The 18,456-nt window shown below is 66.4% G+C and carries 22 protein-coding genes; 14 read left to right on the forward strand and 8 right to left on the reverse strand.

Going from position 1 to position 18,456, the window contains the following annotated elements; translation table 11 throughout:
* The first annotated feature begins 42 nt into the window (after positions 1-42).
* A complete protein-coding gene (locus AC1MEQ_RS08135; RefSeq protein WP_479795583.1) occupies positions 43-1,275 on the forward strand; it encodes an amidohydrolase in 1,233 nt (410 codons plus the stop codon).
* 273 nt (positions 1,276-1,548) lie between these two features.
* On the opposite strand, the gene AC1MEQ_RS08140 is transcribed toward AC1MEQ_RS08135, so the two are convergent.
* Positions 1,549-1,878: a helix-turn-helix domain-containing protein gene (locus tag AC1MEQ_RS08140; RefSeq protein ID WP_479795584.1), complete on the reverse strand. Its 330-nt coding sequence runs from the start codon at positions 1,876-1,878 to the stop codon at positions 1,549-1,551.
* Between the two features lies 1 nt (position 1,879).
* Positions 1,880-2,233 (reverse strand): type II toxin-antitoxin system RelE/ParE family toxin, encoded by a 354-nt coding sequence (locus tag AC1MEQ_RS08145; RefSeq protein ID WP_479795586.1) that lies wholly within the window; start codon positions 2,231-2,233, stop codon positions 1,880-1,882.
* Between the two features lie 376 nt (positions 2,234-2,609).
* Here AC1MEQ_RS08145 and AC1MEQ_RS08150 point away from each other — a divergent pair, with 376 nt between their 5' ends.
* Complete coding sequence (locus AC1MEQ_RS08150; RefSeq protein ID WP_479795588.1) at positions 2,610-3,431, forward strand: alpha/beta fold hydrolase; 822 nt, start codon at positions 2,610-2,612, stop codon at positions 3,429-3,431.
* A 74-nt stretch (positions 3,432-3,505) separates the two neighbouring features.
* Here AC1MEQ_RS08150 and AC1MEQ_RS08155 read toward each other — a convergent pair whose 3' ends face one another.
* Positions 3,506-4,315: a hypothetical protein gene (locus AC1MEQ_RS08155; RefSeq protein WP_479795590.1), complete on the reverse strand. Its 810-nt coding sequence runs from the start codon at positions 4,313-4,315 to the stop codon at positions 3,506-3,508.
* Positions 4,316-4,385: 70 nt separating this feature from the next.
* Between AC1MEQ_RS08155 and AC1MEQ_RS08160 the strand changes: the two genes are divergently transcribed.
* Together AC1MEQ_RS08160 and AC1MEQ_RS08165 are read left to right on the forward strand one after the other, a co-directional pair.
* Complete coding sequence (locus AC1MEQ_RS08160) at positions 4,386-5,522, forward strand: hypothetical protein (RefSeq protein WP_479795592.1); 1,137 nt, start codon at positions 4,386-4,388, stop codon at positions 5,520-5,522.
* Positions 5,523-5,591: 69 nt separating this feature from the next.
* The gene (locus AC1MEQ_RS08165; RefSeq protein ID WP_479795594.1) at positions 5,592-6,152 is read left to right on the forward strand and encodes a carboxymuconolactone decarboxylase family protein; all 561 of its coding nucleotides are present in this window, start codon (positions 5,592-5,594) and stop codon (positions 6,150-6,152) included.
* Positions 6,153-6,171: 19 nt separating this feature from the next.
* On the opposite strand, the gene AC1MEQ_RS08170 is transcribed toward AC1MEQ_RS08165, so the two are convergent.
* Positions 6,172-6,624 (reverse strand): DUF1905 domain-containing protein, encoded by a 453-nt coding sequence (locus AC1MEQ_RS08170; protein WP_479795596.1) that lies wholly within the window; start codon positions 6,622-6,624, stop codon positions 6,172-6,174.
* Positions 6,625-6,813: 189 nt separating this feature from the next.
* On the opposite strand from AC1MEQ_RS08170, the gene AC1MEQ_RS08175 reads away from it, so the two are divergent.
* From AC1MEQ_RS08175 to AC1MEQ_RS08190, 4 genes are all read left to right on the forward strand, one after another.
* Positions 6,814-6,969 carry a hypothetical protein gene (locus AC1MEQ_RS08175; protein ID WP_479795598.1) on the forward strand — a complete coding sequence of 52 codons (156 nt, stop codon included), beginning with the start codon at positions 6,814-6,816 and terminating at the stop codon, positions 6,967-6,969.
* Between the two features lie 222 nt (positions 6,970-7,191).
* The gene (locus AC1MEQ_RS08180; RefSeq protein ID WP_479795600.1) at positions 7,192-7,974 is read left to right on the forward strand and encodes an SDR family oxidoreductase; all 783 of its coding nucleotides are present in this window, start codon (positions 7,192-7,194) and stop codon (positions 7,972-7,974) included.
* An 83-nt stretch (positions 7,975-8,057) separates the two neighbouring features.
* Entirely contained in the window at positions 8,058-9,236 is a 1,179-nt protein-coding gene (gene argE / locus AC1MEQ_RS08185; RefSeq protein ID WP_479795601.1) for an acetylornithine deacetylase, read from the forward strand.
* On the forward strand, positions 9,217-10,554 hold the full coding sequence (locus AC1MEQ_RS08190; RefSeq protein ID WP_479795603.1) for an MFS transporter: 1,338 nt from the start codon (positions 9,217-9,219) through the stop codon (positions 10,552-10,554). The genes argE and AC1MEQ_RS08190 overlap by 20 nt, the downstream gene beginning before the upstream one ends.
* A gap of 60 nt (positions 10,555-10,614) precedes the next feature.
* On the opposite strand, the gene AC1MEQ_RS08195 is transcribed toward AC1MEQ_RS08190, so the two are convergent.
* Both AC1MEQ_RS08195 and AC1MEQ_RS08200 read right to left on the reverse strand, forming a co-directional pair.
* Positions 10,615-11,883: a Fic family protein gene (locus tag AC1MEQ_RS08195; RefSeq protein ID WP_479795605.1), complete on the reverse strand. Its 1,269-nt coding sequence runs from the start codon at positions 11,881-11,883 to the stop codon at positions 10,615-10,617.
* Positions 11,884-12,118: 235 nt separating this feature from the next.
* Positions 12,119-12,928: a DUF4352 domain-containing protein gene (locus AC1MEQ_RS08200; protein ID WP_479795607.1), complete on the reverse strand. Its 810-nt coding sequence runs from the start codon at positions 12,926-12,928 to the stop codon at positions 12,119-12,121.
* A gap of 239 nt (positions 12,929-13,167) precedes the next feature.
* Between AC1MEQ_RS08200 and AC1MEQ_RS08205 the strand changes: the two genes are divergently transcribed.
* The 4 genes from AC1MEQ_RS08205 (at position 13,168) to AC1MEQ_RS08220 (ending at position 16,454) form a co-directional block, all read left to right on the forward strand.
* Positions 13,168-13,740 carry an NADPH-dependent F420 reductase gene (locus AC1MEQ_RS08205; RefSeq protein WP_479795609.1) on the forward strand — a complete coding sequence of 191 codons (573 nt, stop codon included), beginning with the start codon at positions 13,168-13,170 and terminating at the stop codon, positions 13,738-13,740.
* Positions 13,741-13,926: 186 nt separating this feature from the next.
* On the forward strand, positions 13,927-14,604 hold the full coding sequence (locus AC1MEQ_RS08210; protein ID WP_479795611.1) for a pullulanase X25 domain-containing protein: 678 nt from the start codon (positions 13,927-13,929) through the stop codon (positions 14,602-14,604).
* 9 nt (positions 14,605-14,613) lie between these two features.
* Positions 14,614-15,864, forward strand: coding sequence for a phospholipase D-like domain-containing protein (locus tag AC1MEQ_RS08215; protein WP_479795613.1), 1,251 nt, complete (start codon positions 14,614-14,616; stop codon positions 15,862-15,864).
* A gap of 125 nt (positions 15,865-15,989) precedes the next feature.
* Complete coding sequence (locus AC1MEQ_RS08220) at positions 15,990-16,454, forward strand: SRPBCC family protein (RefSeq protein WP_479795615.1); 465 nt, start codon at positions 15,990-15,992, stop codon at positions 16,452-16,454.
* A gap of 128 nt (positions 16,455-16,582) precedes the next feature.
* On the opposite strand, the gene AC1MEQ_RS08225 is transcribed toward AC1MEQ_RS08220, so the two are convergent.
* Complete coding sequence (locus AC1MEQ_RS08225; RefSeq protein ID WP_479796091.1) at positions 16,583-16,963, reverse strand: NAD(+)--rifampin ADP-ribosyltransferase; 381 nt, start codon at positions 16,961-16,963, stop codon at positions 16,583-16,585.
* Between the two features lie 45 nt (positions 16,964-17,008).
* Positions 17,009-17,572: a dihydrofolate reductase family protein gene (locus AC1MEQ_RS08230; RefSeq protein WP_479795617.1), complete on the reverse strand. Its 564-nt coding sequence runs from the start codon at positions 17,570-17,572 to the stop codon at positions 17,009-17,011.
* A gap of 158 nt (positions 17,573-17,730) precedes the next feature.
* Between AC1MEQ_RS08230 and AC1MEQ_RS08235 the strand changes: the two genes are divergently transcribed.
* Positions 17,731-18,078, forward strand: a complete 348-nt coding sequence (locus AC1MEQ_RS08235) for a DMT family transporter (RefSeq protein ID WP_479795619.1) — start codon at positions 17,731-17,733, stop codon at positions 18,076-18,078.
* Positions 18,078-18,398 carry a DMT family transporter gene (locus AC1MEQ_RS08240; protein WP_479795621.1) on the forward strand — a complete coding sequence of 107 codons (321 nt, stop codon included), beginning with the start codon at positions 18,078-18,080 and terminating at the stop codon, positions 18,396-18,398. The genes AC1MEQ_RS08235 and AC1MEQ_RS08240 overlap by 1 nt, the downstream gene beginning before the upstream one ends.
* The last annotated feature ends 58 nt before the right edge of the window (positions 18,399-18,456 follow it).

Below are 18,456 nucleotides of genomic sequence, written 5' to 3' on the forward strand. Positions count from 1 at the left end.
TTCAACACCCCACCAGCCATACCCCTTCTGGAAGGACCACCCATGAGCACCGCCGTCCCGCAGTCGCTGCGGATGACCGAGGCCTCGGAAAACGAGCTCGTCGAAACCTACATGTACCTGCACGCCAACCCCGAGCTGTCCATGCAGGAGCACCGCACCGCCGACTACCTGGCGCAGCGGCTCGAGGCGCTGGGACTCGAGGTGTTCCGCTGCGGAGGCACCGGCGTCGTGGGCATCCTGCGCAACGGCGACGGCCCCGTCGTCGGGCTGCGGGCCGATACCGACGGGTTGCCCGTGCTGGAGGACACCGGGCTGGACTACGCCAGCACGGCGACCGGGGCGCTCGAGGACGGCACGGAGGTCCCGGTCATGCACGCCTGCGGGCATGACACGCACATGGCCACCGCGCTGAAGACCGCCGAGCTGTATGCGGCGGCGACGGATGCGTGGGCGGGCACGATCGTGTTCGTGCTCCAGCCCGGCGAGGAGACCGCGGCCGGCGCGAAGGCCATGGTCGCCGACGGGTTGTGGGACAAGGCACCGAAGCCGGAGATCATGTTCGGCCAGCACGTCATGGGCGGGCTGACCGGCACGGTGACGCTGATGCCCGGCGCCGCGATGACCACCGCTGACTCGTTCAAGGTCACGGTGATGGGCCAGGGTTCGCACGGGTCGATGCCCGAGCACTCCATCGACCCGATCGTCCTCGCCGCCTCCATGGTGGTGCGGTTGCAGACGATCGTCTCGCGCCAGGTGGCCCCGCAGTCCGCCGCCGTGGTGACCGTCGGGTCCTTCCACGCCGGCCTGAAGGAAAACGTCATCCCCGACCGGGCGGTCTTCACGCTCAATGTGCGCACCTTCGATCCCGCGGTCCGCGAGACGGTGCTGACGTCGATCCGGCGCATCATCGCCGGCGAGGCCTCGGCCTCGGGCGCCCCGGAGCCGCTCATCGAGGACATCTCGGCGTTCCCGGCGCTGTACAACGACCCGGCCGCCGCCGGCGAGCTGGCCGCCGAGTTCCGCGACGAGCTCGGCGCCGACCAGGTCATCGACGGCACCCCGGTCATGGGCAGCGAGGACTTCGGCGCCCTGGCCGCGGCCATCGACGTGCCCAGTGTCTTCTGGTTCTTCGGTGGCAACACCGAGGAGACCCTGGCCGCCGGTCCGCCGCCGGCGAACCACTCGCCGTTCTTCGCCCCGGTCCCCCAGCCGACGTTGACCACCGGCGTCACCGCGGCGACGCGGGCGCTGTTCTCCAAGGTCGGCAAGAAGTAGGGCCTTCGGCAACCACACAGGACCAAGGAGGACGACGGCGGTGCGCAGGCACCGCCGTCGTCCTCCCCATCGTGGTGTGAATTTGCGATATTTCCCAGAGAGCGCTGGAGGGGATCTTCCCCTGGGTTCATCCGCCTGATCTCGTGGAACAGGAAATGCAGGCTAAACGATCACAAACTTTCTTCTTGAAATCGCACGACATGGCTGAAGCACACCGAGCCCGTCGCTTGACGGAACGGGTGCTGGAAACGTCAGTAATTCCTCCAGAGCTGGCTATTCCTGGGTGGAAATGACAAGCTTCCGGCTCCCGAACGTTGCAATGATTTCGATACTGCCGCCGAGGGCTTCGACGTAGGACTTGAGGGTGGCCAGTCCGGAGCGGTCGAGGTCGCCAGATTCGAGTGCTGAGATAGTGGGCTGGGTGAGGTCCATACGCTCGGCGAGTTCCTTCTGGGTCACGCCCTGTTCTTCGCGGATCTCACGGAGCCGGTAGGCGCGCTCCTCAGCCTCCATCCGTGCGACATGCTCGGCGACAGCCTGCTCGTCTACGGGGCGCTTGGCGCGCACATCGCTCCACGGCGCGGTCTTAGTCTTGGTACTCATTTCAATCCTCCTCGAGTCTTAGCCACTCATCGAACCTGTCGTCGGCCATCGGTATGTGCACGTCGTACCACTGCTTCCACCTACCCGCCTTGTCACCGGCGATGAGTAGGATGGCCCGACGCTTTGGATCGAAAGCGAACAGGATCCTGATCTCGCTACGTCCCGCCGATCCGGGTCGCAACTCCTTCATGTTGTGGTGCCGAGAGCCCTTGATTCGATCGGCCGTTGGCCTCCCGAGTGTGGGTCCTTCGGACTCCAATCGGGTGATCGCGGCGCCGACCAGGTTGTAGGTCTCGTCATCCAGATCCAGAACCCACGACTCCACGTCTTCCCAGAGCCGCACGTCCCATGTCATGTCATCAGTATAGACCTGACTCGATATTGGCTCAAGTGAATGCCGGACCGATCGTGGACGCACCCGACGCCGTCCTGCACCACCATGTGCTGCAGTCCTCCAGGTTGGCCATCGGCTACACCCTGGCTGAGGCTGCGCACCGCGAACCACCCAAGTCGGCGGACGACCCCACGGCCAGGACCGTCAACGGCTCCCTGAACGATCCGAAGAACCCGCCCTGGGCGGCCGACGGGAATCCTATACGCCCCGGCGACTCCCCGCCTACCGTGGAACCACGAAGACCCGTCGTGCGCCGGATCGGCCGCGCGGTCCAAACCGCAGGACGCGCCGCTCCGAACCAGCACCCACCAGACAGCTACGAGGAAGGCCTGACCCCATGCCGCAGATCACCGGAGCCAACGACAACGCGCTGCACTACGAGGACACCGGGGGTACCGGGCGCCCGGTGGTCCTGATCCACGGGTGGCCGCTCAACGGCCAGGCGTGGAAGGACCAGGTCGGCCCGCTGACCTCCGCCGGCCACCGGGTGATCACCTACGATCGGCGCGGGTTCGGTGAGTCCGTACCGGCGGGTCCCTATGGCTACGACGCCCTGGCCGACGACCTGGCCGCGCTCATCGACGCGCTGGACCTGCGTGACGCGGTGCTGGTCGGCTTCTCCATGGGTGGCGGCGAAGTGGCCCGCTACGTCGCGCGCCACGGCCAGGACCGGCTGGGCGGGGTCGTCTTCGCCTCGGCTGTCCCGCCGTACCTGCTGCACACCTCAGACAATCCCGAGGGTCCGCTGACAGATGAGGCCGCCGCCGACATGGCTGCCGGGCTCACCGACGACCGGGACGCGTTCTTCGACGAGTTCACCACCCAGTTCTTCTCCGCCGGCGAGAAGCTGTGCGTCACCGAGGAACAGCGCCAGGAGGCCATTGCCCTCTGCCGGCAGGCGGACCAGATAGCAGCCCTTGAATGCATGACCTCGTTCGGGACCACCGATTTTCGCGAGGACCTCAAGCACGTCAGCGTCCCGGCCCTGATCCTCCACGGCGACACCGACGGCATCGTCCCGTTCGAGGGCTCCGGGAAGCGGACCCACGCGGCCATCGCCGGCAGCGAGCTCGTCGTCGTCCCGGGGGCTCCCCACGGGGTGAATGTCTCCCACGCCGAGCAGTTCAATACCGCCCTGCTGGACTTCCTCGGACGGTAGGGGCCGGGGAGCCTGGGAGGACGACGGCGGCGCGCAAGCTCCGCCGTCGTCCTCCTCTTTCCCGCATCGCACGGTCAGGGCAGGTGGACAGCCGCCGTTCCCAGGGGCGTAAGGCGGACCGCCATGAGTCCGTCGTAGCGGCTGAGGCGGCGCAACCCTCCGCCGTCCCACACCTGGTCAAAGTCGTCCCGGGCATCTTCGGGGGCGGTGAAGCGCACGTCGACCAGGCCCAGGGTCGCCGCGTACTCGAACAACAGGGCCATGGTGTAGCGGCCCTCCAGGATGCTGAAGGTGGCATGGCCCTCGTAGCCCAGCGAGCCGTACTCGGGGTCCTCGATGTACAGCTTCCACAGGGCCATGCCGTTGCGCTCGATCGTCGGGCTCCAGCCGTCGGCCTGCATGCGGTCGAAGACGTCGTCGATGTCGGTCCAGGCGCCCTCCTCCAGGACCGAGAGGCTCTGCGCGGCCTCGAGTCGCCGGGCCGCCAGCGCGGAGAGGACATTGGTGCGCCGCTGGCCCTTGATGCCCTCGATCCGGCTGAACTCGTCGATGATGCCGCGGCGCACCCACCGTGACCACAGCCCCAGCAGGACGTCGTACGGGTTTTTCTTCAGGGCCGCCGTTCCGGCGCGTGTCAGCTGCAGGCGCGGCCCGGCCGCCAGCCCACCGGCCTGCAGGAGCAGTGGCCAGGCAAAGGTGCTGATCGATTCCTCGGCGTAGAAGTCGCCGCCGGGGAGCTCGGCGCGCAGCAGTCGCATCGTCGTGGCCGACGGTTTCCGCGTCGCGGCGCTGCAGGTGAGACGCCCGGCCTGCACCAGCCCGAGGACGGCATTCAACTGGTCGGCTGCGCGCTCGATCACGAACGTTGTTTCAAGGGCCTGCACGCGAACCAGTGTTTCCCACAGAGGCCCCCGAATCAACCCGCCCGCAGAGAAATCAGGCATGATGGCTGCCATGGACTTTGAAGAACATCTGGGCCTTGCAGTGGAATTGGAAGGACAGCTCTGGGAGTATGCCACGTCGCCCGGCTTCGCGCGCCGGCTGGAGAGCGCCATGGGCGAACTCCACCAACTGGAACCCGACGACGCGTGGAGCGGCGCGGTGGAGGCCATCCTGTTCGACAACGACAGCTCGGGCCGGGAGCCCCTGCTGCAACGCTATCTGCGCACCAACAAGCAGCTGTCGGATCAAGCACGGCACGTCTACGGGCGGTGGATGTACGGGAATGTCCCGGGCCTGTTCCGGGTCAGGAAACGCGAGGGCAACCGCCTGGAGCTGTCCAATCTGCTGGACGACCTCGAGTACACCGCCTACAGCGATGCGGACCCGGCGGTGGTCGAGCACGTCGGCAAGGGCGACATCATGACCGCACGCCTCCTGCCCGTGGATGATTCCTGGTTGCTCGGCGGTCTCGTCGACATCCTGCCAGCCATGAGCCGCGACGAATTGCGGGCCGAGGTCCTCCTGGCCCTGATGGCCCGGCCCTGGCTGCCGTACCGCAATCCGGACCTGCTCGAAGTCGGGCATGAACAGAGCCGCAGGCACCACGACCAGTTCATCCAGCGCTTCGGCTCGTCCATGGTCCGCGGGACAGGGTCCGATGCACTGGAGGCCTACCGCCAGTTCACCGCCGACTGCCTCCAGGCGGAGAACCCGGCGGCCTACGGACCAGACAAGGCGCGGCAGCTGGCCGAAGAAGGCAATCCGGATGACTCGTTTCCCGGCGAGGTGTCCAGCGCGCAGGACGTGGCTCTGCACCATCATCCCCTGCAGTCGGTCACCTTCGCCGTTGACTACACGCTGGCGGAGCAGGCCCACCGCGAGCCCCCACGCTCAGCCGACGAGCCCGCCGCGCGGGTCATCGATGGCTACCTCCACGACCCGGCCATCCCGCCGTACCTGCTCGAGGAGTTGGCGGCCGCCCACCCCGACACGGTTGACGACCTGTACCGGGTGGTTCTCGACCGCCCTGGGTTCCGTTGGGAGGACGACGGCGAAGCGCTGCTCCACCGCCTGAAGGACCATCAATTCCCCCATCTGGATGTGCCGGCACTGTTCGTGAAGCCGCGCATCCTCGCACACAGCAGCTGACGCTCCTCCCGGTCTTTACCCTCGCGCCGATGCGGCCCATACTGGCCGCACAAGAGGGAGCGGGACACCATGAGCATCATCGAATCACCCACCGATTCGCCGGCCACCGAGGCGATCTACGAACGCACGCGCACGAGCCAGGGCTCCGTCCCTGACTACACGCGGGTGATGGCCGTGAACCCCGAGGCCCACGACGCCTGGGAGGCACTCGTCCGGGCGATCGCGAAGCCCCTCGGCGCCCGCCGCTGGGAACTGGTCACCCTCGCCGCAGCCGCCGGCATCCGCTCGAAACACTGCCGCCTCGCCCACGGCGCCAAGTCGCTGCCGGTCCTCGGGGAGGAGGAAACTCTCGCCGTCGCCCGGGACTACCACCATGCCGGTCTCACCGAAGGCGAGGTCGCCATGATGGACTTCGCCTACCGCATGAGCACCGAGTCGTCCGCGATGGACGACGGCGATGCACTGGCCCTGCGCGAGGCCGGCTTCAGCGATCGGGAGATCGTCGACATCGCCCTGGCTGCGGCGGCCAGGAACTACTTCAGCCGCGCCATCCAGGCGCTCGGCGTCGTCGTGGAGACACCCGCGGTGCTCGGCGACGAACTGCGGGATGCGCTGATGGAGGGGCTCTGAACGCGGCCGGGTCAGAGGGCTACGCCTGGTCGCCCCGCAACGCGGCCATCGCCTTCTCCACCCGCCGCAGTCGCGTCGCCTCGGCCGTGGCCGCGGCAATCGGCTCGGCGTGGGCGCGCTGCCTGCTATAGGACAACTTGGCCCAGGCGGCCGCGGCTGTTGGGTCGTCGGCGAGCGCCCGGGCGAGCTCCACGGGGACCTCGACGGTGCGCGGCTCGTCGTCGAGGTCGAGTTGCACGGTGACCTCATCGCCCGCTCCCCGGCCGGTTGCCTTCCGGGTCTCGGCGTTGAAGGAGATCAAGAACCGCCCGCCCATCGAGGCGATGGTGTTGCGGTAGCTGTAGCCCCCGTCGATCGTGACGCGGACGGGAACCCGCTTGCCCCGGCCGAACGACAGCACGACCTCCTCGGGGACGACGATCCCGACGTTGTTCCCTCCGCCGGGCGCAAGGATTGTCGTGAAGATCGGCATTGGGTCTCCTGGGGTGGGTGCGGGACGACGGGGCTTCCAACCTATCCGCGCTGCCAGCACGGCACCAGAGAAGCCGACGACCGTATCCGCCCCGGGCCGGCCACCCCGGGAAATGCTTCCGCCGCAGCGCCTCCCGACGTACCCAACGGCCGTAAAATGGTGTATCCCTCCAGCTGCCAGGTGATGGCCATGAAGCGCACGATCAACCACGAAAACCTTCGGGCGGGCGGCACATCCCCGCGCGAACACCCGTCCCTGCACGGAGCGGCAGGCAGTCCCGGCATGCCGAACCTGGCCGGCGCCCAGATGCCCGGCCCCGGCGTCGGGAGGGTCCTGCGCGGCTAGGACGGACGTCTGGTCGATGCCGCCGCCGACCCGTGGGAGTGGCGCGGCCATCTGGGACGTGCCGGCTGGTTGGGGCAGCTTTTCCGGTCGCCGAGACGCTGACCGCCAGACAGGACTCCGCCATCGGGCGGACCCCGTTCCCGGTTCCGGGAATACGCTGCGTAAATATGCGTTTGCATATATAACGGCGGATTTGCCGGGACACAGGGAAAGGGTTTCACCATGCAGAGGTTTGCAGGAAAGTCAGTCGTCATCACCGGGGCAGGTTCGGGGTTGGGCCGTTCGGCCGCGCTTCAGGTCGCCAGGGAAGCGGGCAAGCTGACGCTGGTGGACCTCAACGAGGCGGGACTGAAGGCGGCCGAACAGGAGATCCGCGAGGTCGCCCCCGATGCCGAAGTCCTGCTCGTCACGGCCAACGTCGCCAACGAACCGGAGGTGGAGAACTACGTCGCCGAGGCAGTCAAGCGCTTCGGCACAATCGACGGGTTCTTCAACAACGCCGGCATCGAAGGCAAGCAGAACCCCACCGAGGACTTCGGCTCCGACGAGTTCGCCAAGGTCGTCTCCATCAACCTGACCGGCGTGTTTTTCGGACTCAAGCACGTCCTGAAGGTCATGCGCGAACAGGGTTCGGGCGCGGTCGTGAATACCGCCTCCGTCGGCGGCATCCGCGGCGTCGGCAACCAGTCCGGCTACGCGGCGGCCAAGCACGGCGTCGTCGGCCTCACCCGCAACTCCGCGATCGAATACGGCCAGCACGGCATCCAGGTCAACGCCATCGCCCCGGGCGCCATCATGACGCCGATGGTCGAGGGATCCCTGAAGCAGATCGACCCGGAGAACTGGGAAGAGGTCGGCAAGGCCTTCGTCGAACCCAACCCGATGAAGCGCTTCGGCAAGCCCGAGGAGGTCGGCCAGCTCGTCGCCTTCCTGCTCTCCGGCGACGCCGGCTTCATCAACGCAGCGGTCATCCCGATCGACGGCGGACAGTCCTACAAGTACTGATCCCGCAGGATCCCAAGGCACGACGGCGGAACCCGGTTCCGCCGTCGTGCGGCGGTCAGGGGCCCGGGCGTAGAGTGCGGAACATGAATTCACCTGTTGACTGGCTCACACGCCTCGTCGCCTTCGACACGACCTCGCGCCGATCCAACCTCGAACTGATCGACTGCGTGGCTGGCGAACTGCGCCGCCTGGGCATCAAACCGGTGTTGTTCCCGCACGAGGAAGAGGACGGCACCCAGAAGGCCAACCTGTTTGCCACGTTCCCCGCGCATGACGGCCGGACCGAAGGAGGAGTCATCCTCTCCGGGCACACCGACGTCGTTCCCGTGGACGGGCAGGACTGGGATAGCGACCCCTTCACCGTCCAGGAACGCGACGGCCGGCTCTACGGCAGGGGCACGGCTGACATGAAGGGCTTCCTGGCGGTCATCATGTCCCGGCTGGACGCCATGGCCTCCGCCCGGTTGGCCGAACCGCTGCACCTGGCGTTCTCCTACGACGAGGAAGTGGGTCTGGTGGGGGCTGGCCGGATGATCAGCCAGTTCGCCGAGCACGGGATCAAACCGGAGTCCTGCATTGTCGGGGAACCGTCCGGCATGCGGGTGGTGCTCGGGCACAAGTCGATCAATCTCTTCACCGTGCGCTTTCGCGGCATGGCCGCCCACTCGTCGCTGACACCACAGGGCGTGAACGCGATCCACTACGCCGGCCGCTTCATCGAGTTCTACCGGAAGCTGACCGCGCAGTGGCGCCAGGACGGCCCGTTCGACAAGGCCTATTCCGTGCCCTTCACCACCGGTGGCGTCAACATCATCAGTGGGGGCATCGCCGGCAACACGGTCCCGGACTCGTGCGAGATCGAATTCGAGTTCCGCGCCCTGGGGACCGTGGACACGACCCCGCTCATCGAACAGATCCGCGCCTACCTCCTCGAGGTGCTGGAACCTGACATGCAGGCCGAACAGCCCACCGCGGGCATCGAGCTGACCATCAAGGCCCAGGGGCCCGGGCTGGAGACCGACGCCGATGCGCCCGTCGTCGCCCTCGCCCAGGAATGCGGAGGGCACCCCTCCGACGAAAAGGTCACCTACGGCACCGAGGCCGGGCAGTTCCACCGCGCCGGCATCGACAGCGTCGTCTGCGGGCCAGGGGAAATCGCTGTCGCCCACGCGGCGAACGAGTATGTAGAGATCGAGCAGCTCGAGGCCTGCGAGGCGTTCCTGGACGCCCTCATCGGCCGCCTTGGACAGGAACGCCCATGAGCGGGCCAGCGACCAGAACCGGGGCTCCGTCCCCGGGGGCACCATCACCGTGGAGGACCGCTCCCGCGCCCGCCGCGCCGTCGTCGCCTCCTCCATCGGCAACGCCCTGGAGTGGTTCGACATCATCGTCTACTCCTCATTCGCCGTCGTCATCTCCGCCCTGTTCTTCGAACCCGCAGGCCAGGCCGGCGGACAGGCCACCGGGATCCTGCTGACCTTCGGCACGTTCGCGGTCTCCTACCTGATCCGCCCCGTGGGCGCCATGGTGCTCGGCTCCTTCGCCGACCGCCACGGTCGCAAGGGCGCGCTGACCCTGACGATCATGCTGATGATGCTCGGCACCCTGATCATGGCCTGCGCGCCGACCACCGAGATGATCGGCCCGGCGGCGGCACTGGTCATCCTGTTGTCCCGGCTCATCCAGGGCTTCTCCGCCGGCGGCGAATTCGGCACGGCCACCGCATTCCTGATCGAGAACGCCCCGGACCGCAAGGCCTTCTACGGCAGCTGGCAGGTCGCCACGCAGGGTGTGGCGATGTTCCTGGCGTCGGCGTTCGGGTTCGCCCTGTTCACCTTCCTGGACCACGACGCCCTGTACAGCTGGGGCTGGCGCATACCGTTCTTCTTCGGCCTGCTCATCGGCCCGGTCGGCCTGTACATCCGGTTGAAGATGGAGGAAACGCCCGAATTCGCCGCAGAACGCGGCAACCTCGCCAAATCCCCGCTGGCCGAGACGCTGATCCATGCGGCGCCACGCTGGCTGACGTCCGCGGCGATCGTGGGGCTGGCCAGCGTCTCGGTCTACCTGATCCTGTTCATGCCCACCTACGCCGTGCGGAACCTCGAACTGCCGTCCTACGCGGGCTATCTGGGTGGCATCATCTCGGGGATCGTCACCCTCATCGGTGCCCCACTCGCCGGCAAATTGGCCGACCGGGTCGGCACCGTGCGCGTCATGCTGAGCGCAGCGATCGTCGCGGTCATCGTCGCGTTCCCGCTCTTCCTGATCCTGGTCGCCTCCCCCAGCGTCGCCATGCTGACCACAGTCCAGGTGGTGCTCGGAATCCTGATGGCCGCCTACTTCGGACCACTGCCGGCCCTGCTGGCCGACATGTTCCCCACGAACATCAGGACCACCGGCATGTGCATCTCCTACAACGTGGGCGTCACGTTGTTCGGCGGCTTCGCACCGCTGATCCTGGCCTGGCTGGTGAGCTCCACCGGCTCCCTGTTGGCACCGAGCTACTACTACATCGTGATCGGACTGATCTCGCTGGCCGGTCTGGTGGTTGCCCGCCGCAGCTTCGGCAAACGCTGAGCACGTACAACGAAAAGCAGTTCGACGGCGGAACCCCGGGTTCCGCCGTCGTGCGGCGATTCAAGGACGCCTTCTGCGGCCGGCCCGCAGGGCGAACTCATCCAAGGCCCTGATCACTGCGGGTGCCACCCATACCTTGCGCCCCTTGATGTGGCTGCTCGGTTTCAAAGCGCCAACCGCTTCCAGCGTGCTGATGCTGCGATATGCGGCACTGGAGGACTGGCCGGTGAGTTCCATCAGCATGTCGGCGGTGATGGCCGGCTCGCTGACAATCAAGTCGATAGTTGATCGCAGGCTCTCACTCGGGTGGCCGGGCAGTGAGGATTGGATCTCTGCGCGTGCTGTGCGGATGTCATCGGCGAGTCGGCGCCCGTTCTCCGTAGCCGAGAAAGAGGATTCGGCGAAGCGTTCCACGATGGGTTCCACGTCGCCTCGCTGGTAGGCACGCAGGGCATCGAAGTAGGTGTCCGTATTCGCCAGCAGCCCGGAGGATACGGGGATGGTGACCTTCTCGGTGACGCCCTTGCCGCGCAGCAGGGCGCTGACGATTGCACGTCCCGTGCGGCCATTGCCGTCAGGGAAGGGGTGGATGGTCTCGAATTGTGCGTGCGCGATGGCCACTTGCGCGAGCACCGGAACGTCGTCTCGGCGCATGAAGGCAACCAAGTCCTCCATGGCTTCAGGCACGCCTTCATGACGCGGTGGCACGAAGCGCGCCGTGTGCGGTGAATTGCCGCCAATCCAGACCGGCGCCTGCCGGAAGGCGCCAGCAATGTCCGGCTGTGAACCGGAGAGCAGGGCGTGGTGCATCAGCAGTACGTTATCCGTACTCACGTTTTCCGACAGGTCGATGGCCGCACGCATGGCGGCAACATTCGAGGCGATCAGGGAAGCGTTGTTGCTGGAATGGTCACCCAGCTGGGCCAGCGCGATCTTCTTCGCGCCGGCAGACAAATTTTCTATTTCCGAGCTTGCGGCCGACTCGCTGCGCAGCAGCAGGGCGGCAAACGGGGCGGCATCAGCTCCCAGGTCGCGGTCGAACCGGACCATGTCGATGATGGCCTCTTCGGCCAGGGCGGAAACGTGGCCGCGGACGGCTGGTTCGCTGGCAGAGATCCGCGGAACGACGGCCGCCTGATAGGGCCCACGGGCCAAAAGCCGCTGGCGGCGGGATTGGCTGGCATCCGGCGCAGCAGTCCAGATGACTTCCTCATGGCCGATGGCTGGCCATACGGCTACACCGGCGTCGCCGTTGGCAGTTCTCCGGGCCTGCCTCTTCCCCCGGTCGCCGGCGGTTTGACCTTGGCCATCGTCCGGGCTGTTCATCATGACCTCTCTGGGAATTTCGTTCGCTGGTTTCCCAGAATACGCATATTTTGGGAAAACGGATACGAAAAGTCCCAGGCTGTCGAAAACCGAGGGAGCAGCGCCATACTTTCCCGCCGCGGAACCCGCGGCCCGGACCCGCCACCACGAAAAAGCAGTTCGACGGCGGGCCCCAGCGTTCCGCCGTCGAACTGCTTTGGTCAGTGACCAGGTCGTTTTCGGCCCGGACGCTGCTTGGTTACTTCGTGGCCCAGAGGACCGCGTCGTCGTTGAAGGACATGGTCTCGCTGACGCGCAGCTTGGCGTCCTTGAGCGCGGCCTTCGGGACATCGAAGCACACCTGGTACGACGCACTGCCTCCCCGGGTCAGGCCGGGAGTCTCAGCGGCCGGATTCCCGGTCACGGCCATGCACGTCGAGGTGCTGTAGACGCGAGAGTCCGAGCCGACCAGCTCGGGATTCAGATCGATCCAAGCGGTCCCTTCCTTATCACCCTTGTAGGTCACCGACAGGTCGGCCAGAACATACTGCCCCTTGGCCTTGTCGTTGAATTCGTTGGCGGCTTCGACGGCCTTGGCGCCGTTCAGGTCAACGGACGTCACGGCCACCGTGTAGGAGCCGACGGTGGCCGCCTTGCCGAGGGCCAGGACCTTCGCCGTGTCGGCGGCCTGTTCGACGACCTTGGCCGGGGCGGCGACCTCGCCGTCCATCGAGTCCTCCACGGCAGTGCTAACGCTGTCGATGGCAGCCACATAGGCGGCCTGGGTCACGAAGACCATGACGATCGCCACCACGGAAATGACCGTCGCGGCAATGCCGAGGCCCTTGCTTCCGCGGCGCTTGGCGGCGATGACCAGCGAGATGATGCCCAGCACGAGCGAAACGAACCCGAGGAAGGCGGCGAAGTTGTTGATGATCGGAACCCAGCAGAGCAACAGGGCGACGATGGCCACGATCAACGCGGCGATGCCCAGGCCCTTTCCGGCGGTGGTCTTCGGAGCCGGTGCGGGCGCTCCGGGCGCAGGTGTAGTGGGATTTTGTACAGACATGATTCCCCCATGGAATTCAGCAGCGGACGCTGCGTGGTCGAGTGATCGACCGGAATGCCCCCAGGCAGACCGGCCGGCATCGATTGGTTGATGCATAAACTACCGTAGGCGCCACCCCCGACATTTTGGAAAACGGTCCACCCTCCCCCACGGAACTTGAATCTAATGCTTGACCATTAAATGATTAAGGCGTACAGTATTACTTGAAGGATCAACCAAATTTCACGAAGGAGTACACCATGGCGAATGTCAGCATCATCGGAACCGGGAACATGGGCCAGGCCATCTCGTCCATCGTCAGCGCGGGTGGAAACAACGTCGAGCTCCTGAACACCCAGGACACCGACAAGGCAGTCACCGGCGACATCGTCATCCTGGCCGTGCCCTACCCGGCACTGCAGGCCATCGTCGAGGCCCGCGGTGAACAGCTCGCCGGCAAGGTCGTCGTCGACATCACCAACCCGCTGGACTTCGCGACCTTCGACTCGCTGGTCGTCCCGGCCGATTCCTCCGCCGCCGCCGAGCTCGCCGCAGCCCTGCCACAGTCCAAGGTGCTGAAGGCGTTCAACACCACCTTCGCCGCCACCCTGTCCTCCCACTCGGTCGGTCCGAACACCACCACCGTGCTCATCGCCGGAGACGACGCCACCGCCAAGGCCGAGTTGGCCGGGATCGTCGCCGCCGGCGGCGTGAAGGCCCTCGACGCCGGTGCCCTGTCCCGGGCCCGCGAACTGGAGGCCATGGGCTTCCTGCAGCTGACCCTGGCAGCCGCCGAGAAGATCGAATGGACCGGCGGCTTCGCCATCGCCTAGGCAGTCCCCCGCTTCACCCACTCCGCAGAGGACGACGCCGGTGCACCAGCACCGTCGTCGTCCTCCGTCGTTTCACGAGGGCAACACGCCGGTGGACTTCGGCTGATGCGCTGCTCCCCCGTTGGGCGGCCGCTGCCACCGATACTGGACATTCCGCATCCCGCATCTGCACCCGAAGGAATTGCCATGGCTACGCCCGAGACCAACCTGCGTCTGAAGTCAGTACTCGACATCCTGGCCGAAGCACACCGGGACGGGTCCCGGCCCGACGCGAAGCAGGTCATCACCGAGGCACTGCTCCGAGTTCCGACGACGGCACACGAACGGGAACTGCTCAGCGGCGGCGTACCGCGGGGCTTCAAGAACCTCACCACCGCGACCGCCCGGCTCGTCAAGGCCGGCTGGATGACCAAGGGACGCGGCGGATGGACCATCACCGAGGACGGTCTGCACGCGGCCCAGGTGCTGGCGGATCCGCAAGCTGTGCTCGTTGCCCTCGACGGCGGAACGCCCCTCCCCGCGGCGCCCCCGGCGGCGGCGGCGGCGGAGGCTGCACCGCAGCTCTCCGTCGTTCCGGAACAGACCGTTCCGGCGCCCGCCCCCGGCCAGCCCTCGACCGTCGCGCTCGTCGGCGACTTCAACGTACTCCTCGGGGCAGACCGGGACTGGGATCCGGAAGCCGAGCAGGCCCAGATGGCCTATGACCCGGCCGACGGCGTCTGGAAGCTCGAGGCCGACCTGCCCGCCGGGTCCTATGCCTTCAAGTTCGCCCTGGAGCGCGCCTGGACGGAAAACCATGGTGCGTTCGGGCTCCGCGACGGAGCCAACCACGAGGTGTGGCACGACGGCGGGCCCGACGGATAAGGTCAATACATGCCTTCATTGATCCCGAAGCCCGTTGCCGCCGTGTTGAAAAAGACGACCGCCCGGTTGGCCTTGGCCTTCCTGGCCCTGCAGGCCACCGTCGTCGCCGGGCTGGTGGTCTTCGATGCATTCAAGCGCCATCAGCGGAGCAAACGCGTGGGTTTCCCGCGCCCGGGCACGTTCGATGGCCGGGTCGCGGACTCGGATACGAAGATCTACACGTATGGCCAAGACCTCTATGACGACATGCTCGCCGCCATCGAAGGCGCCGAGGAACAGATCCTTCTGGAGACCTTCATCTGGAAGGGCGACGCAACCGGGCGCCGTTTCCGGGACGCGCTGAACGCGGCCGCCCGCCGCGGCGTCGACGTCTTCGTCATCTACGACGGCTTCGCCAACCTTGTCGTCCCCGCGTCGTTCTACGACTTCGACAGCAAGATCCACGTGTACCGGTTCCCGGTCATTCGCCCGTCGCGGTTGTTCACACCGCTGCGCAGTACCGGCCTGGACCACCGCAAGATCCTGGTCGTCGATGGCCACACCGGGTTCGCCGGCGGCTACAACATCGGGGACCTCTACGCGACCGAGTGGCGCGACACCCACCTGCGCATCCAGGGCCCCGCGGCATGGGAACTCCGCCAGGCGTTCCTGGACGTCTGGAACACCGCCTACGGCCGACCGGAAATCGAGCACCAGCGCCCGGGCACCTGGGACCCGCACCTGAGCACGGCCAACAACATGCCCTCCCACCTGGTGTATCCGATCCGCGGCGTCTACCTCGACGCCATCAACCGGGCCAGCGACCACATCTACATCACCACCGCTTACTTCATCCCCGACCAGCAGATCCTCGACGCCCTCTTCGCGGCCAGCAGGCGCGGCGTCGATGTCCGGTTGATCGTCCCCGAGGATTCAAACCACGTCCTCGCCGACTGGCTGGCCCGCGGGTTCTTCACCAGTCTGCTCAAGGAGGGAGTCACCATACTCCTCTACCGCAACGCCATGATCCATGCCAAGACCGCGACCATCGACGGCCAGTGGTCCACCATCGGCACCGCCAACATCGACCGGTTGAGCCTGACGGGGAACTACGAAACGAACCTCGAGATCCACGATGCCGACATCGCAGCCAAGATGGAGCAGATCTTTGAGGTCGACAGCAGCAACAGCCGGAAGCTGACGCTCGCCGAGTGGAAGCGCCAGAACATCGCTGCCAAGTTCAGCGAATGGGTCCTGATCCCCCTCCGTCCCATTCTCTGAGTGGAAGTGGTTCCACGTGCAGATTCCGTGGACCTCATCCGCCGGAGCGTCTAGCGTGGGATTTTCCGGCCGGAACCATGCGTACCGGATTGGAAGGCAATATCGTCCGACGAAAGGCGAAGACCATGACCGAAACGAAAATCACCGCTTCGAGGACCATCGACGCTTCGGCTGACACCATCTTCCAGGTGCTCTCCAACCCCGAGCACCACGCACAAATCGATGGCTCCGGGATGGTGCAATCCGATCACAAGACGGACCGCATCACCGCGGTGGGACAGGTCTTCACGATGAACATGTCGTGGGACAAGATGGGTGGCGACTACAAGACGGACAACCAAGTTGTTGGTTTCGACGAAAACAAGTTGCTGGCCTGGAAGACCGCTCCCCAGGGCGAGCAGCCTCCAGGCTGGGAATGGGTCTGGGAACTCGAACCCCAAGGACCGGACGCCACCACCGTGTCGGTCACCTATGACTGGAGCGCCGTCACGGATAAGGAGACCCTGAAGAAGGTCAGCTTCCCCGCGGTCGACCAGGAGGCGCTCGAGTCTTCCCTCGGCAACCTCGCCGCCGCCGTCTCACAGGCCTAACGCCAGCGGACGAGGCGGCTTCGCGCCGCGAGCAACGAGCCGATCCGGGAGGCCGGTGGCCCTGCACCTGCAGGCCCACCGGCTTCCCCTGCTTTCCAGCAAGACCGATCGCCGGCGCGCTACGTACTTCAGTTGATGATCTCGGCCCGGGAGTCCGAGCGAATCGCTGCCAGCCGCCCTCTCCACATCTGGAGCGCCTCGGGCGTCAGCCGCGTCCAGTCGGTGACCTCACCGACGACGCGCAGCGGAGCGCTACTGCGGTAGGACCGGGTGGGGTTTCCGGGAAACTTCTTCTCCGTCACGTTCGGGTCGTCCTCGAATGCGCCGGTCGGCTCCACCACGTACACGCGCGGCACGGCGCCGCGCCCCGCGAGATCCGCCACGATCTCGGCAGCGAGTCCGGCGCCGTCGACAACGGCGGTGAAATAGATATGGTTCATCACGACCTCGGGTCGGTAATTCGACCGGTGACCCGCCGCGAGGGAATCGCCAACCCTGAGATCCGCCATGGTGCCGTGGAAGAACGGCCCTTCCTCGACCACGTCGCTCCCGCCCTACCGGCGGACGCGGTAGCGCAGGAACATGGATCCGGAATGGAACAGGCGCGTCTCGACCAGCTCCAGATCCACCCGCTGCGCCTCATGCGCGAAGTAGGGATTCCCGCCGCCGACCAGCACCGGGCACACCATCACCTGGTACTCATCGATCAGCCCGGCGGCGGCCGCCTCGGCGGCGAAGGCCGCCCCTCCGATCGCGATGTCTCCCGATCCCGGCTCGTCCCTGAGCGAGGCGATCTCCTCCGCGACGCTCCCGGTGGCCAACCGAGCGTTGCCCTGGACCTCGGACAGTGTCCGGGTAAACACCACCTTTGGCAGCGGCTTCCACAACTCCGTCCACTCGCGCTCTGCATCGGCCAGCGACGGGTCCTCATCGGCGGTTTCCCAGTACAGCATCGTCTCGTAGAGCCGCCGCCCCATGAGGTGGGCGCCGACCGCTTTCAGCTCGTCGATGTAGAAGCGGAAGACCTGCTCATCCGGTTCCGACCAGTCGAATTTTCCGTCCGGCCCGACGATGTAGCCATCCAGTGAAACGCTCATCGAATAGGTCACGCTGCGCATGGGAACCCCTCCTGGTTACTGGGGTTGATCCTACGACTCTCCGGCGCGGAATGACACGGTGAAATGGGCCGGGAGCACGACGACGGGGCTCACCTTTCGTGTTCCGGCACATGCTGTTGCCGTCACAGGACTGCCCGGCCAACTGGGACAATGGACCCATGACCAAGTGGATCCTGCTGGCCTGCGCCATCCTCAGCGAGGTCACCGGCTCGATGTCGCTCAAGGCCGCACTCGGGCACCCGGGGTGGTACGCGGTGACGGCCGTCGGCTTCATGGTGGCGTTCATCTGCCTCGCCGCCGTGCTGCGCCGGGGCATGCCGCTGGGCGTCGCCTACGGGATCTGGGGTGCAACGGGCGTCGCGCTCACCGCCGCCGCCTCCGCCGTCGTCTTCGACGAACCACTCACGGGCACGATGCTGGCCGGGATCGCGCTGATCATCGCCGGCGTCCTCACCGTCGAGCTCGGCTCCCAGCGGGCAGCCACCCGGGCCCGGGAGGCCAGCTGATGGCATGGCTCCTGCTCCTCGCCGCCATCGTCAGCGAAGTCGGCGCCACCCTCTCGCTGCGCATGGCCACCCATGGCAGCAAGCGCTGGTACGTTCCCGTCGCCGCCGGATACCTGCTCGCGTTCACCTGCCTGGCGCTGACCCTCGAGGCGGGCATGGGCCTCGGTGTCGCCTACGGGATCTGGGCAGCCCTCGGCGTCGCGCTGACAGCCGTGGCCAGCCGGCTCCTCTTCAACGAACCGCTGAACTGGATCATGGCCATCGGCATCGCACTCATCATGGGTGGCGTGCTCCTGGTCGAGACCGGCGCGGCACAGTAGGCACCAAAAGCTCTGGACGACGCCGGCGCACGCTGCCGGTGTGAAGAACTTCGGAATC

The organism is Arthrobacter sp. ASL1, assembly GCF_056680475.1.

Excerpts from the sequence above, each read along its gene's own strand:
- AC1MEQ_RS08135 (WP_479795583.1), top strand. The coding sequence starts at position 43 with ATGAGCACCGCCGTCCCGCAGTCGCTGCGGATGACCGAGGCCTCGGAA.
- AC1MEQ_RS08140 (WP_479795584.1), bottom strand. The coding sequence starts at position 1,878 with ATGAGTACCAAGACTAAGACCGCGCCGTGGAGCGATGTGCGCGCCAAG.
- AC1MEQ_RS08170 (WP_479795596.1), bottom strand. The coding sequence starts at position 6,624 with ATGCCGATCTTCACGACAATCCTTGCGCCCGGCGGAGGGAACAACGTC.
- AC1MEQ_RS08240 (WP_479795621.1), top strand. The coding sequence starts at position 18,078 with ATGGCATGGCTCCTGCTCCTCGCCGCCATCGTCAGCGAAGTCGGCGCC.
- AC1MEQ_RS08175 (WP_479795598.1), top strand. The coding sequence starts at position 6,814 with ATGAAGCGCACGATCAACCACGAAAACCTTCGGGCGGGCGGCACATCC.
- AC1MEQ_RS08165 (WP_479795594.1), top strand. The coding sequence starts at position 5,592 with ATGAGCATCATCGAATCACCCACCGATTCGCCGGCCACCGAGGCGATC.
- AC1MEQ_RS08230 (WP_479795617.1), bottom strand. The coding sequence starts at position 17,572 with ATGCGCAGCGTGACCTATTCGATGAGCGTTTCACTGGATGGCTACATC.
- AC1MEQ_RS08160 (WP_479795592.1), top strand. The coding sequence starts at position 4,386 with ATGGACTTTGAAGAACATCTGGGCCTTGCAGTGGAATTGGAAGGACAG.
- argE (WP_479795601.1), top strand. The coding sequence starts at position 8,058 with ATGAATTCACCTGTTGACTGGCTCACACGCCTCGTCGCCTTCGACACG.
- AC1MEQ_RS08235 (WP_479795619.1), top strand. The coding sequence starts at position 17,731 with ATGACCAAGTGGATCCTGCTGGCCTGCGCCATCCTCAGCGAGGTCACC.
- AC1MEQ_RS08145 (WP_479795586.1), bottom strand. The coding sequence starts at position 2,233 with ATGACATGGGACGTGCGGCTCTGGGAAGACGTGGAGTCGTGGGTTCTG.
- AC1MEQ_RS08180 (WP_479795600.1), top strand. The coding sequence starts at position 7,192 with ATGCAGAGGTTTGCAGGAAAGTCAGTCGTCATCACCGGGGCAGGTTCG.
- AC1MEQ_RS08220 (WP_479795615.1), top strand. The coding sequence starts at position 15,990 with ATGACCGAAACGAAAATCACCGCTTCGAGGACCATCGACGCTTCGGCT.
- AC1MEQ_RS08205 (WP_479795609.1), top strand. The coding sequence starts at position 13,168 with ATGGCGAATGTCAGCATCATCGGAACCGGGAACATGGGCCAGGCCATC.
- AC1MEQ_RS08200 (WP_479795607.1), bottom strand. The coding sequence starts at position 12,928 with ATGTCTGTACAAAATCCCACTACACCTGCGCCCGGAGCGCCCGCACCG.
- AC1MEQ_RS08150 (WP_479795588.1), top strand. The coding sequence starts at position 2,610 with ATGCCGCAGATCACCGGAGCCAACGACAACGCGCTGCACTACGAGGAC.
- AC1MEQ_RS08195 (WP_479795605.1), bottom strand. The coding sequence starts at position 11,883 with ATGATGAACAGCCCGGACGATGGCCAAGGTCAAACCGCCGGCGACCGG.
- AC1MEQ_RS08215 (WP_479795613.1), top strand. The coding sequence starts at position 14,614 with ATGCCTTCATTGATCCCGAAGCCCGTTGCCGCCGTGTTGAAAAAGACG.
- AC1MEQ_RS08225 (WP_479796091.1), bottom strand. The coding sequence starts at position 16,963 with ATGGCGGATCTCAGGGTTGGCGATTCCCTCGCGGCGGGTCACCGGTCG.
- AC1MEQ_RS08210 (WP_479795611.1), top strand. The coding sequence starts at position 13,927 with ATGGCTACGCCCGAGACCAACCTGCGTCTGAAGTCAGTACTCGACATC.